Raw genomic sequence first — 13,107 nt, forward strand, 5'->3', positions numbered from 1 at the left:
CCTACGGCGTGGTCGCCGAGAGCGTGAACACCAGCGTCTTGCCGTAGCCGCCGGCGTTCAGCGGCTCGTCGGCGGCGATCGACTGCTTGAAGCCGATCGTCAGCGCACGCTCGCTGACCGGTGCCGGGAACGCGAGCAGGTTCACCCGCGCGCCGGACTCGCTCAGCGGCGCGAACGCCGTGTTGGGGTTGGCGGCGTCCGTCGCCCGCACCTGGAGGGCCGAACGCAGCGACGCCGTGCCGTTGACCAGATGGCCCGTGGCGGTGGCGCTGGGATCGCGCACGGTCAACGACGAGGACGAGGCCGTCGAGGTGGCGGTCGCCGCCAAGCTGGCCGTGTAGTCCTTCGAGACCCCCGGCTGGAACGTCCCGAGGTTGCCGCTGCCGCTGATGTTCAGCGCCAGGACGCCGGGGACCGAGCCGCCGATGTTGACCGGCGTCGAGACCTCGTTCTCGGGCTTGACGACCACGGTGAGCGTGGCGCTCGCCGTTCCGCCCTTGCCGTCGGAGACGGTCACCTTGGCCGTGAACGTCCCGGCCGCGGTGTAGGTGTGCATGGCGCCCGCGGTGGTCGCGGTGCCGCCGTCGCCGAAGTCCCACGCGTACGTGAGCGCGTCGTTGTCGGAGTCGGCGCCGGTCGCGCTGAACGCGATCGGATCACCGACGGTGACGTCGCCGGACGGGGTGCGCTGCGCGCTCACCGTCGGGTCGTGGTTGACGGCCGCGATGCCACAGGCGTTGGACGTCTGGACACCGGCGGCGATCTCGATGCCGGCGAGCATGTGCTTGAGGAAGTCGGCCTCGCTGAACGAAGCCTGCGTGTGGCCCATGCCCGTGTACCACATGCGACCGCCGTCGAACTTGCGGCACCACGAGATCGGGTGATCGTCGTCAGTGCCGTCGCTGCCGTCGTCCTCCGCGTAGGTGGACTCGTCCATCGTCAGCAGCACGTGCGTGCCCGAGGTCGCCCGCGGGCTGTAGTCCACGCCGCCGCCGTTGACCACGGGGTTGACCGGCGACTGGAAGTTGTACCACTCGTCGGTGCGCTGCCAGCGGTCTTGGAGACCCACGGTCGAGGGGTCGGTCTTGTCCTCGCGGACGACCGTCGCGGTCGGGGTCCCGGCCGGGTGGTTGCGGAAGTACGCGCCCACCAACTGGCCGTACCACGGCCACGTGTACTCGGTGTCGGTCGAGGAGTGGACGCCGGCGTAGCCGCCGCCCGCCTTGATGAACCGCTCGAACGCCGCCTGCTGCGTGTCGGTGAGCACGTCACCGGTGGTCGACATCCAGATCACGACGTCGTAGTGCGAGAGCACGTCGTCGCGGAACAGCGACCCATCCTCGGTGGCGTCCACCTGGAACGAGTACTGGTTGCCCAGTGCCTGGACCGCGGCGATGCCCGCCGGGATCGAGTCGTGCCGGAACGCGGCGGTCTTGGAGAAGACCAGCGCCCGGAACCGCTTGGACGTGTCGTCGGCGGCCAGCACCGTGACAGGGACGTCACGCGTGGCGGTGCCGCCCTTGCCGTCGCTGACCGTCAGCTTCACGGTCTTGGCGCCGGCCGTGGTGAACGTGGTCGACGCCGTGGCGCCGGTCGCGTCCGCCGTGCCGTTTGAGTCGAAGTCCCACGAGTAGGTGAGCGCATCGTTGTCGGCGTCGGTCGCCGCCGCCGCGAGGTTGACCGCCAGCGGCGCGAAGCCGGCCGACGGCGTCGCGGTCGCGGAGGAGATCACCGGCGAGGCGTTGCTGGTGGTGCCGCAGCCCGTGGAACCGTTGAACTTGAAGTAGTCGAAGACCACGGTCTTGTCCACGCCCGCGGCCTGCCCACTGATCGTGAACAGCCCGAACTTCGGGGCGGTCTGCGTGTTGGCGACGGTCGCGAACGTCGAGACCCAGGTGGTCCCGTCGAGCGAGTACTCGCCCTTGTACGTCGTCCCAGTCTTCGTCAGACGCAGCCAGAAGTTCGCCGTCCCGGTGGGGATGGCCGTGGTACCGCTGGCCTGCGGCTGCGGGTTCTGGGTCGCCCCAGCCTGCTCGGAGCGCAGCTCGATCCGGTTGATCCGCGTCTGGTTCTGGTCGGAGATCGCGTCGAGCTTGACGTAGTTGTCGTCGTCGGTGTAGATGATCAAGCCGCCCTGGCTGTAGCCGCCGGTGAACGTGCCGGAGACCTTGGTCTCGAGGACGTAGTCGGTCGGCGCGCGATCGGCGGACTGCAACATGAAGTTGCGGGTGCCGGCCGGATCGCTGGTGGTGTTGATGTCACCCAGGACCGTCGTGACGGTCAGGTTGCCGCCGGCGACGGAGTACTTCGTCGCGTCTTCACGCACGATCGAGTTCCAGCGCGTCTTGTCCAGCGACGTGCCGGGGAACTCGTCACCCGGATGCGCGCTGGGCGGCAGCGGGGACTCGACGGTCACCCAGTCGAACTTGGCGTCGACGTTCGTCGCCGCGGCGTTCGAGAGGGCGAAGATGCCGATCTTGGCGTTCGCCGGCAGGGCCGCCGAACGGCCGACCGCGGTCCACGTGGTCCCGTCGATCGAGTACTCGCCGGTGATGTTGGTGCCGTCGGACTTCACACGCATGTAGAAGTCGTTCGGGAACGTCGCCTGGGGCAGGTTGCCCGAGGCATCCGCAGAGGCGTTGCGGGGCGTGCCCGCGACCTCGTTGATGAACTCGAACTTCTCGACGACGGCGTTACCCGAGGTGTTCGTCGCCACGCGATCGAACTTCGTGTAGTTGTCGTCGTCGCCGTAGACGAGCAGTCCGGCCTGCTGGTACTGGACGGCACCCTTGAAGTTGAGCTTCGTGGTGATCGTGAACGGACCCGTCGGCGCGGTGCGCAGGACGAGGTTCTTGGCGTTGTTGGAGGTCTGGTAGACGTCGCCGGCCTGCGCCGGCATCGTCACCGTGCCATTGTTGACGACCAGCGTCTGGTCGCGCCGGACGACGCTCCAGTCGCTGCCGAGGTCGGTGCCGTCGAAGTCGTCACGGACGGTCTTCACGCACGAGGAGGACGCCGCGACGGTGACGTTGATCGTCTTCGTCGTCGAGCCGCCCTGGCCGTCGGTGACGGTCAGCGTGGCCGTGTAGACGCCCTGCGCCGTGTAGGTGTAGGAGGGCGACTTGGCGGTCGAGACGTCGGTGGTGGTGCCGGGGACGCCGAAGTCCCAGGCGTACGCCAGCGTCCCGCCGTCGGAGTCGGTGGCCGTCGTATCGAAGGCGACCGTCAGCGGCGCCGCGCCGCTGGTCGGCGTGGCGGAGATCGTCGCCTCGGGGGAGGCGGTGACCGCCGCGCCCTTGCCGACGACCTCGAACCAGTTGACGTTGAACAGGTTCTGTGTGCTGCCGCGGTTGCGGAACACTAGGAACAGCTCATGCGTGCCGGTCGGCGGGGTGGCGATGTCGAGCTGGACGTCCTTGTACACCTGCCAGTCGCCGGTCGGCGTGATGTTCGCGGTCGTGCCCACGAGCGTGCCGGTCGGCGAATCGAGGCGCACCTCGATCGTGCCGCCCGCACCCGCACTCGCGACGCGGAACCGCATGGCCGTGGTGTTCTCGAGGTTGTACGGCTTGAAGGAGACGTAGTCGCCGTCCTCGATGAAGCCGATGTTCTGGCCGCCGCCCGCGGTGTCGGTGGTGGTCTCCTTGGTCACGCCGGCGTCACCGTTGGTGCCGCCGTCAGCCACGCGACCGGTCGAGGCGAAGAACTCCGCCTGCTTGGTCTTGGGCTGCAGGATCGCCTGCGCGCGGCCGGTCAGGGCCGGAGCGCCGCCCGAGCCCTTGTCGGTGTAGGACACGCCGAGCACCGTGAAGGTGTTGGCCTCGGCGCCGTGGCCGGAGGTCAGACCCGTGCTGAGGGTGCCGGTGCAGCCCGTGCTCGAGGAGAGCGTGTGCGAGTGCTCGTCGTGGCCGAGGGCCACATCGACCTTGACGTCGTCACAGCTGATCCCGGCGCCCGTGGTCCCGTCCTCGGGGTCGGTGACCGAGATCTTGTAGTTGACCTTGTCGGTGAAGGAGGCGACCTGGCCGTCCTTCGGGAACTCGATCGTGATCACCGGCGGGCGGTTGCCGACGGTGATCGGCACGTTGGCCACGGCGGTCAGGCCGGCGCCGTCGGTGACGGTCAGCTTGGCCGTGTAGGCCCCATTCGCCGTGTACGTGTGCGACGGGTTGGCCAGGGTGCTGGTGCCGCCGTCGCCGAACTCCCACGCGTAGGTGAGCGTGGTGCCCTCCGGGTCGCTGGAGCCGGCGCTCGAGAAGCTGACGGCCAGCGGCGCGAGGCCGGTGCTCGGGGTGGCCTTCGCCTGTGCGATCGGGGCCTTCTGGCCGGAGATGTAGTCGATGCGGTAGACGCCCGAGTCGGCGTTGTCGCCGTTGAAGCCCGAGCCCCACTCGATGACATACAGCGCGCCGTCAGGACCGAAGTCGAGGTCCATCGGCCGCTTGTAGCCCGTGCCGAGCGCGAAGTTCTGCACGGCGGTCATCGCGCCGCCCGAGCCCAGGTCAGCGGTCTTGATCCAGCCGTTGTTCCATTCGGCGATGAACCACTTGTCGTCGTAGAACGACGGGAACTTGCGCGCCGAGACGAGGTTCGGGTCGTAGTGGTAGCGCGGACCGCCCATCGGGGCGCCGCCCGTGCCGAGCCCCGGCACGCGCGAGTCCGTCTCGCTGTAGCCCATCCACGCCGTCGCGCCGATCGCAGGCGGCAGATTGGTCAGGCCCGTGTTGTTGGGCGACTCGTTCTTGAGGTTCGCGCAGTCGAACTTCGCGCCTGACGTCGAGGTCGCGAAGTCGTAGTCGTTGTATGGCGTGTTGTCGCGGATGCAGTACGGCCAGCCGTAGTTGCCCGACTTCGTGAGCACGTTGTACTCGACCGAGCCCTGCGGGCCGCGGTTGGCGTTGGTCGTGCTCGCGTCCGGGCCGTAGTCGGCGCCGAGGACCCAGCCGGTCTCGGGGTCGACGGTGAAGCGGAACGGGTTGCGGAAGCCCATGCCGTAGATCTCGGGACGCGTCTTCGCGGTGCCCTCGGCGAAGAGGTTTCCGGCCGGGATCGTGTAGGTCGTGCCGACGCCCGGCGTGCCCGTGATCGTCGTCATCGGCTTGACCTTGAGGATCTTGCCGTTGAGATCATTCGTGTTGCCCGCGGTGCGCTGCGCGTCCCAGTAGGCGCGGCCCGAGCGCTCGTCGATCGGGTTGAAGCCGCTGGAGTCGAACGGGTTCGTGTTGTCGCCCGTCGAGATGTAGAGGCTGCCGTCGGGGCCGAAGTACAGCGAGCCCGACGAGTGGCAGCACTCCGCGGTCTGGTGCTGGAACGTGAGGATCTTCTCCTCGGAGGTCAGGTCCAGCGTGTCGCCGTTGACCTTGAAGCGCGACACGACCTGCGTCCCGGTGCTGTCCGGGAGCTGGGAGTAGAAGAGATACACCCACTTGCTCGTGTCGAAGTCCGGCGCGAGCTGCAGACCGAGGAGCCCGTTCTCCTGGCTGCGCGTGACCGGGATCGTGCCGGCGGTCACCGTCTGTTGCGTGTTCGGCTTCCAGATCTGCAGGCGGCCGTCGCGCTCGATGTAGAAGACACGCCCGTCGTTCGCGATGTCGAGCTCCATCGGATTCTGCGTGTTGTCATCCAGCGTGACCTTCTGGAAATCGGACGCCGTCGGCGTCTGCGCGCGTGCCGCGCCACTCCAACACAGGCACGCCAAAATGGCCAGGGCGAAGCTCGCCCAGGCCCTTGAGGACCTTCCCATCAACTCTCCCTCTCCTCCGGGGTCCGACCCGGACACGTATTCGACTACTCGCGCAACGAATACAGGTTCAGGCAGCTCTCAGGTAGCTCCAATTGTCATCTGCCTGACAACTTAGACAGATGTCCAACAGTATGACCAGGTGAAACGCTTTTGCGCGCCCCTTTTTGACCGGGTGTACTACAAATGTTCGAAGGTTTCAGTCATTGAGCGTGCTCTCGAGCCAGGACTCGACACCAGCTACGTGAGCGGTCGCGACCGCGCGGGCGATGTCCGGGCGATGGTGGGCGAGCGCCTCGTAGAGCGCGGCGTGCTGGGCCTTGGTCTGGTCGATCGCGTTGGCCTGGGTGACGCCGCGCCAGACGCGGGCGCGGCTCATCGGCGTGGAGAAGCTCTGGAGCACGGAGGCGAGGACCGGGTTGCGCGACGCGACGCCGATCAGGCGGTGGAACTCGAGGTCGTTGGCGACGAACGCCTCGACCGTGTCGCACGCGTCCATCTCCTCGACCACGCGGCGCAACTCGGCGAGCTCGGCGTCGGTGATGTACTGGGCGGCGAGCGCGGCCGTCGCGGCCTCGAGGATCCGGCGGACCTCGAGCACCTGCAACAACGTGCGGTCCTGGTGGAACTCGGCCATGAACGTCAGCGGCTCGAGGAGCATGCTCGGCTCGAGGCTCGTGACGTAGGTCCCGTCGCCCTGGCGCGCCTCGAGGATGCGGGCGAGGGTGAGCGCGCGGACCGCCTCACGCAGCGAGTTGCGCGAGAGGCCGAGGCGGGTGGCGAGGTCGGCCTCCTTCGGCAGCCGCTCACCCGCCGCGAGCTCGCCGCGGATGATCATCGCCTTGATGTCCTCGATGGCTCGCTCGGTGACGCTCATTCGCGTCACGGGAGCGTATAGATCCGCCGGGCGGTGCCGCCGAAGACCTGCTCTCGCTCGGCCGCGCTCAAGCCAGCGGTGAGCGCCTCGGCGGCGTCGACCACCTGCTCGTAGGACGCGGCGAGCAGGCAGACCGGCCAGTCGGAGCCGAACATCACCCGGTCGGGACCGAACGCGTCGAGCACGATCTCCGCGTACGGACGCAGGTCGTCGACGGTCCACGCGGCCCAGTCGGCCTCGGTGACCATGCCCGACAGCTTGCAGGCGACGTTCTCGTGGGCGGCCAGCTCGCGGATCTGCGTGGCCCACGGCTCCAGCTCCCCGCTCGCGATCGGCGGCTTGGAGAGGTGGTCGAGGACGAACCGCAGCTCGGGCAGCGCGCGCCCGGTCTCGATCGCCGCCGGCAACTGCTCCGGGATCGTCAGCAGGTCGTAGACGAGCCCTTCGCGCGCTACCGCGGCGAGGCCGGCGCGCACGTCGGGCCGGCAGAGCCAGCGCGGGTCGGGCTCGCCTTGGACCAGGTGCCGGATGCCCACGAGGCGGCCGTGCCGCAGCGCGGCCAGTCGATCACCCACATCGGCGGCCGTGAGATCCACCCACCCGACGACCCCCGCGATCAGCGGGTGCTCGATGGCGAGCAGCTCCGGCGTCTCCTCCGCGACGGCGACGGTCTGGACGACCACGGTCGCGTCGACGGGCGCGACCGCTTCGAGATCGGCAGCCGTGAAGGTCCGACGGATGCGATCGTCGGAGATCCACGGCTGGTCGCGCACCGAGAGATCCCACAAGTGATGGTGTGCGTCGACGCGAAACATCCGATCTCGGCCGAATCCTATCGGACTTGACGACCGAGACATCCGATGATTAGCTGTCCAAACATCCTATGTCTGTGATCACGGCACTCGACACATACGACGTCCGCTTCCCCACCTCGTTGCACCTGGACGGGTCGGATGCCATGAACCCGGACCCCGACTATTCCGCTGCCTACGTGGTGATCCGCACGGACGCGCGGGACGGGCTCGAAGGCCATGGGTTCGCGTTCACGATCGGGCGCGGGAACGACGTGCAGGTGGCCGCGATCCGCGCGCTGGAGCCGTTCATCGTCGATCTCCCGCTCGAGGAGACGCTGGCTTCGCTCGGCTCCGTCTACCGCCGGCTCACGCATGACTCGCAGCTGCGCTGGCTGGGCCCCGAGAAGGGCGTCATGCACATGGCCGTGTCCGCGGTCGTCAACGCGCTCTGGGACCTCGCGGCCAAGCGCGCGAACAAGCCGCTGTGGAAGCTGTTGTCCGACCTTTCGCCCGAGCAGCTGGTGGAGCTCGTCGACTTCCGCTACCTGACCGACGCGCTCACGCCCGAGGAGGCGCTCACCATCCTGCGCGGCGCGCAGCAGGGGCGGGAGGAGCGCGAGGACCGGCTGCTCGCGACGGGCTACGCGGCGTACACGACGACGCCCGGCTGGCTCGGGTACTCCGACGCGAAGCTCACCCGCCTCTGCCGCGAGGCCGTCGCCGCCGGCTACGGGCAGATCAAGCTCAAGGTCGGCGCCAACCTGTCCGACGACGTCCGCCGGCTGCGGATCGCGCGCGAGGCGTGCGGGCCGGACATCCGGATCGCGGTCGACGCCAACCAGCGCTGGGACGTCGACGTCGCCGTGCGCTGGGTTCGCGCGCTCGCGCCGTTCGACCCGTACTGGATCGAGGAGCCGACGAGCCCGGACGACATCCTCGGCCACGCCACGATCCGGCGCGGGGTCGCACCGATCCGCGTCGCCACGGGCGAGCACGTGCAGAACCGCGTCGTGTTCAAGCAGCTGATGCAGGCCGAGGCGATCGACATCGTGCAGATCGACGCGGCGCGGGTGGCGGGCGTCAACGAGAACATCGCGATCCTGCTGCTCGCGGCGAAGTTCGGGCTGCCGGTCTGCCCGCACGCCGGCGGCGTCGGCCTGTGCGAGCTGGTGCAGCACCTGTCGATGTTCGACTACCTCGCGGTCTCCGGGAACGCCGACGGCCGCGTGATCGAGTACGTCGACCACCTGCACGAGCACTTCGTCGACCCGGTCGTGATCGAGCAGGGCCGCTATCGCGCCCCGCTGCGGCCGGGGTTCTCCTCCGAGCTGAAGCGGGACGCGCTGGCCGAGTACCTCTTCCCCGACGGCGCGGTGTGGGCGCCGCAGCCGACCCATGCGTGATCGAGCCCGGCCAGCGGCTCGGCGGACCGACGGTCCGGTTTCGGGCATCCCGGAGGTGGCGCGGTGAACGGCCTACGGGTGATCGTCACCGGCGGCGGCTCCGGGATCGGCCTGACGACCGCGCGGCACATGGCGGCGCAGGGTGCGCGCGTCGTCTGTCTCGACCTCGACCCGTCGGCCGTCGAGCCGCCGCTCATCGGAATCGAGTGCGACGTCTCCGATGATGCCTCCGTCCGGCCGGCGGTCGCGGCCGCCGCCGAGCAGTTGGACGGCATCGACGTCCTGGTCAACAACGCGGGGATCGGCGCGCGCGGGAACGTGGCCGACAACGACGACGCCGAGTGGCATCGGGTGCTCGATGTCAACGTCGTCGGCATGGCGCGCGTCAGCCGGGCGGTGCTGCCCTGGCTGGCGCGCTCCCCCCATGCCGCGATCGTCAACACCGGCTCGATCGCCGCCACCGCGGGGCTTCCGGACCGCGCGCTCTACAGCGCGTCCAAGGGCGCGGTCCAGGCGCTCACGCTCGCGATGGCGGCCGATCACCTCGACGCCGGGATCCGCGTGAACTGCGTGAACCCGGGCACGGCGGACACGCCGTGGGTGCGGCGGCTGCTCGACGCGGCGGACGATCCCGCCGCCGAGCGCGCGGCGCTCGAGGCGCGCCAGCCACACGGGCGGCTGGTCGCGGCCGAGGAGGTCGCCGCCGCCATCTGTTACCTCGCCGGACCGGGCGCGGGCTCGACCACGGGCGCCGTGCTCGCGGTCGACGGCGGGATGCAGGGACTGCGGGTGCGGCGATGACGCTCGGCTTCGGCAGCGCTCCGATCGGCAACCTCGGCCGCGAGGTGAGCGAGCAGGAGTGGCGGGGTGCGCTGGCCGCGGCGTGGGACGCGGGCATCCGCTACTTCGACACCGCCCCGCACTACGGGCTCGGGCTCGCGGAGCGGCGGCTCGGCGAGGGCCTCGCCGGACGCGACGGATTCACCCTCTCCACCAAGGTCGGCCGGCTGCTCGTGCCGGGTCCGGGGCCGTCGGAGGGCTACGCCGTCCCGCCGACGCATCACCGCGTGCGCGACTACAGCCGCGACGGCGTTCTGCGCTCGTTGGAGTCCAGCCTGGAGCGCTTGGGCGTCGACCGCGTCGACATCGTCTTCGTCCACGACCCCGACGACCACGAGCGCGAGGCGCTCGACGGCGCGTTCCCGGCGCTCGACGAGCTGCGCTCGCAGGGCGTCATCACGAGCTACGGCGCCGGGATGAACCAGTCCGAGATGCTGGCCCGGTTCGTCCGCGAGACCGATCTCGACGTGCTGATGCTCGCCGGCCGCTACACGCTGCTCGAGCAGGGCGCGCTCGACGACCTGCTGCCGGAGTGCGAGCGGCGCGGCGTGTCGGTCGTGGCCGCGGGCGTGTTCAACTCCGGCCTGTTGGCGAACGAGCGCCCGCGCGAAGGCACGACCTACAACTACGAGCCGGCGCCGCCTGAGCTGCTCGCGCGCGTGCACCGGATCGCCGACGTGCTCGAGCGCCACGGCACGACGCTGCCCGTCGCGGCCGCGCAGTTCGCGCTCGCGCATCCCGCGGTGTCGGCGCTGTGCCTCGGCGCGCGCTCCGCCGCCCACGTCGAGCGCAACGCCGCGCTGCTCGACGAGCCGGTCCCGGACCAGGCCTGGACCGAGCTCGTCAGCGAGGGCCTGCTGCGCCCGGACGCCCCCATCCCGGCGCAGGCGCCATTGTGACCGGGACCTGAAACGTGAGCGGGGGGAGAGAGCCGATGGAACGTCTGTTGTTGGAAGTGCACGGGGTGAGCAAGAGCTTCCCCGGCGTCAAGGCGCTCGAGGACATGCACCTCGACGTGCGCGCCGGCGAGGTGCTGGCCGTGGTGGGCGAGAACGGGGCCGGCAAGTCGACGCTGATGAAGCTCCTGTCCGGCATCTACGACGCCGACGCGGGCGAGTTCTCGTTCAACGGCGGCCAGTACGAGCCGACGTCGCCCAAGCACGCGCTCGAGCTCGGCATCAGCATCATCCATCAGGAGTTCAACCTGATGCCCGACCTGACGGTCGCGCAGAACATCTTCATCGGTCGCGAGCCGGGCGGGTTCTTCACGTCGGAGCGGCGCCTGAACGCCCGCGCGCAGGAGCTGATCGAGCGGCTGCACCTGCCGCTGCGGCCGAAGGACCTCGTGGGCGATCTCACCGTCGCCAAGCAGCAGATGGTCGAGATCGGCAAGGCGCTCTCCTACGACGCGAAGCTGCTGATCATGGACGAGCCGACCGCGGCGCTCAACGACGCCGAGGTCGAGGTCCTGCACGGCCTGATCCGCCGGTTCGTGACGCCCGACACGGGCGTGATCTACATCTCGCACCGCATGGACGAGCTGCGGCGGATCGCCGACCGCGTGACGGTGATCCGCGACGGCCGCTACGTCGGCACGCGCGACATCGCCGAGACGACGATGAAGGAGGTCATCTCGATGATGGTCGGGCGCGAGCTCTCGACCACGGCGAAGCCCGAGGGGGTCCGCGACGACCGCGAGGTCGTGCTCGAGGTCAACGGGCTCTCGACCAAGGATCTGCTCCAGGACGTGAGCTTCGAGCTGCGGCGCGGAGAGATCCTCGGCTTCGCGGGGTTGATGGGGGCCGGGCGGACCGAGGTCGCGCGCGCGATCGTGGGCGCCGACAAGACGTCGGCCGGCAGCGTATGGCTGCGCGGGCGCCAGCTGCACATCACCAACCCGGCGGACGCGGCCAAGCACCGGATCGGCTACCTGTCGGAGGACCGCAAGCGCTTCGGCCTGCTGCTCGAGCAGGACGTCAACGCGAACATCGGGCTCAGCGCGCTCGGCGAGCGCTTCGTGCGCTGGGGCTTCATGCGCGACAAGGCGATGCGCGCGACGTCGCGCGAGTACGTGGACAAGCTGCGGATCAAGACGCCGTCGGTGGCCCAGGAGGCCAAGTACCTCTCCGGCGGCAACCAGCAGAAGGTGGTCATCGCCAAATGGCTGGTCAAGGACTGCGACGTCCTGATCTTCGACGAGCCCACCCGCGGCATCGACGTGGGTGCCAAGGAGGAGATCTACCGGCTCCTGAACGAGCTCGCCGAAGGCGGCAAGTCGATCATCATGATCTCGTCGGAGCTGCCCGAGATCCTGCGCATGTCGCACCGGATCGTCGTCATGTGCGAAGGCCGCGTCACCGGCACGCTCGACGCTTCCGACGCGACCCAGGAGCAGGTCATGCACTATGCGACCCTGCGGACGCTGGAGGAGGTGGCATGAGCGTGTCGACGCCCCAGCGCGAGGACACGGCGCCGGCCGCGGTCGAGGCCGTCGGCAGCACCGTGCGCAATCGGCTGCAGCAGTTCCTGGCCTTCGCGAGCCTGATCGCGATCTTCCTGTTCTTCTCGATCGCCAGTTCGAGCTTCCTGAACTACGCGAACGTCACGGCGATCCTGTTCTCGACGGTCGTCATCGGCCTGCTCGCGCTCGGGACGACGTTCGTGATCATCACGAGCGGCATCGATCTCTCGATCGGCACCGGCATGACCTTGTGCGCGGTCATCTCGGGCGTGCTGATCGTCAACACCGGAGTGCCGATCGTGGTCGGCGTCATCGGCACGATTCTCTTCGGCGGCCTCATCGGCCTCGTGAACGGATTCAACGTCTCGGTGCTCGGCATCCCGCCGTTCATCGCGACCCTGGCGATGATGCTCGCGGCCCAAGGGCTCGCGCTCGTCATCTCGCACTCGACGCCGATCTACTTCACCGACGCGCCCGGTTACACGGCGATCTCGACCGGCCACCTGTTCGGCGTCGACTTCCCCAACGCCGTGCTCGTGCTCGCCGTGGCGGCGATCGTCGCCGCGGTGATCCTGAACCGGACGATCCTCGGCCGGTACACGTACTCGATCGGCTCCAACGAGGAGGCGACCGCACTGTCGGGCATCCCGGTGCGGCGGTGGAAGATCATCATCTACACGCTCGCCGGTCTCTTCACCGGGCTGGCCGGCGTGATGATCTCGGCCCGCCTGGCGTCCGCCCAGCCGGCCACGGGGCTCGGCTACGAGCTGCAGGCGATCGCCGCCGTCGTGATCGGCGGGACGTCGTTGAGCGGTGGAAAGGGCTCGATCGTCGGCACGATCATCGGCGCCCTGATCATCTCGGTCCTCAACAACGGGCTGCAGATCATGTCGATCCCGCAGGAGTGGCAGAACGTGATCCTCGGCGTCGTGATCCTCGTCGCCGTCTACGCCGACATGGCGCGCAAGCGCACCACGGTATGAACACAAAGG

Annotated in this window: 8 protein-coding genes; 5 read left to right on the forward strand and 3 right to left on the reverse strand. The window is 69.1% G+C overall.

Features of this window, described 5'->3' with window-relative positions; genetic code table 11:
• Nucleotide 1: 1 nt before the first annotated feature.
• From G569_RS44935 to G569_RS0102235, 3 genes are all read right to left on the reverse strand, one after another.
• A complete protein-coding gene (locus G569_RS44935) occupies nt 2-5,602 on the reverse strand; it encodes a ThuA domain-containing protein (RefSeq protein WP_169542051.1) in 5,601 nt (1,866 codons plus the stop codon).
• Between the two features lie 337 nt (nt 5,603-5,939).
• A complete protein-coding gene (locus G569_RS0102230; protein WP_028062197.1) occupies nt 5,940-6,617 on the reverse strand; it encodes a FadR/GntR family transcriptional regulator in 678 nt (225 codons plus the stop codon).
• A gap of 5 nt (nt 6,618-6,622) precedes the next feature.
• Nucleotides 6,623-7,432 carry an amidohydrolase family protein gene (locus G569_RS0102235; RefSeq protein ID WP_028062198.1) on the reverse strand — a complete coding sequence of 270 codons (810 nt, stop codon included), beginning with the start codon at nt 7,430-7,432 and terminating at the stop codon, nt 6,623-6,625.
• Between the two features lie 68 nt (nt 7,433-7,500).
• Between G569_RS0102235 and G569_RS0102240 the strand changes: the two genes are divergently transcribed.
• The 5 genes from G569_RS0102240 (at nt 7,501) to G569_RS0102260 (ending at nt 13,098) form a co-directional block, all read left to right on the forward strand.
• Complete coding sequence (locus G569_RS0102240) at nt 7,501-8,814, forward strand: L-fuconate dehydratase (protein ID WP_028062199.1); 1,314 nt, start codon at nt 7,501-7,503, stop codon at nt 8,812-8,814.
• A 63-nt stretch (nt 8,815-8,877) separates the two neighbouring features.
• Nucleotides 8,878-9,615 (forward strand): SDR family NAD(P)-dependent oxidoreductase, encoded by a 738-nt coding sequence (locus tag G569_RS0102245; protein WP_028062200.1) that lies wholly within the window; start codon nt 8,878-8,880, stop codon nt 9,613-9,615.
• Complete coding sequence (locus G569_RS0102250) at nt 9,612-10,553, forward strand: aldo/keto reductase (RefSeq protein WP_028062201.1); 942 nt, start codon at nt 9,612-9,614, stop codon at nt 10,551-10,553. The genes G569_RS0102245 and G569_RS0102250 overlap by 4 nt, the downstream gene beginning before the upstream one ends.
• 35 nt (nt 10,554-10,588) lie before the next feature.
• Nucleotides 10,589-12,094 carry a sugar ABC transporter ATP-binding protein gene (locus G569_RS0102255; RefSeq protein ID WP_037494203.1) on the forward strand — a complete coding sequence of 502 codons (1,506 nt, stop codon included), beginning with the start codon at nt 10,589-10,591 and terminating at the stop codon, nt 12,092-12,094.
• Nucleotides 12,091-13,098, forward strand: coding sequence for an ABC transporter permease (locus G569_RS0102260; RefSeq protein WP_028062203.1), 1,008 nt, complete (start codon nt 12,091-12,093; stop codon nt 13,096-13,098). Before G569_RS0102255 ends, G569_RS0102260 begins: the two co-directional genes overlap by 4 nt.
• Nucleotides 13,099-13,107 lie beyond the last annotated feature (9 nt).

It is taken from the genome of Solirubrobacter soli DSM 22325 (assembly GCF_000423665.1).
In the GTDB taxonomy this organism is placed as follows: domain Bacteria; phylum Actinomycetota; class Thermoleophilia; order Solirubrobacterales; family Solirubrobacteraceae; genus Solirubrobacter; species Solirubrobacter soli.

Coding starts and splice junctions, on each gene's coding strand:
- G569_RS44935 (WP_169542051.1), bottom strand. CDS start 5,602: ATGGAGCTCGACATCGCGAACGACGGGCGTGTCTTCTACATCGAGCGC.
- G569_RS0102230 (WP_028062197.1), bottom strand. CDS start 6,617: ATGAGCGTCACCGAGCGAGCCATCGAGGACATCAAGGCGATGATCATC.
- G569_RS0102235 (WP_028062198.1), bottom strand. CDS start 7,432: ATGTTTCGCGTCGACGCACACCATCACTTGTGGGATCTCTCGGTGCGC.
- G569_RS0102240 (WP_028062199.1), top strand. CDS start 7,501: ATGTCTGTGATCACGGCACTCGACACATACGACGTCCGCTTCCCCACC.
- G569_RS0102250 (WP_028062201.1), top strand. CDS start 9,612: ATGACGCTCGGCTTCGGCAGCGCTCCGATCGGCAACCTCGGCCGCGAG.
- G569_RS0102255 (WP_037494203.1), top strand. CDS start 10,589: ATGGAACGTCTGTTGTTGGAAGTGCACGGGGTGAGCAAGAGCTTCCCC.
- G569_RS0102260 (WP_028062203.1), top strand. CDS start 12,091: ATGAGCGTGTCGACGCCCCAGCGCGAGGACACGGCGCCGGCCGCGGTC.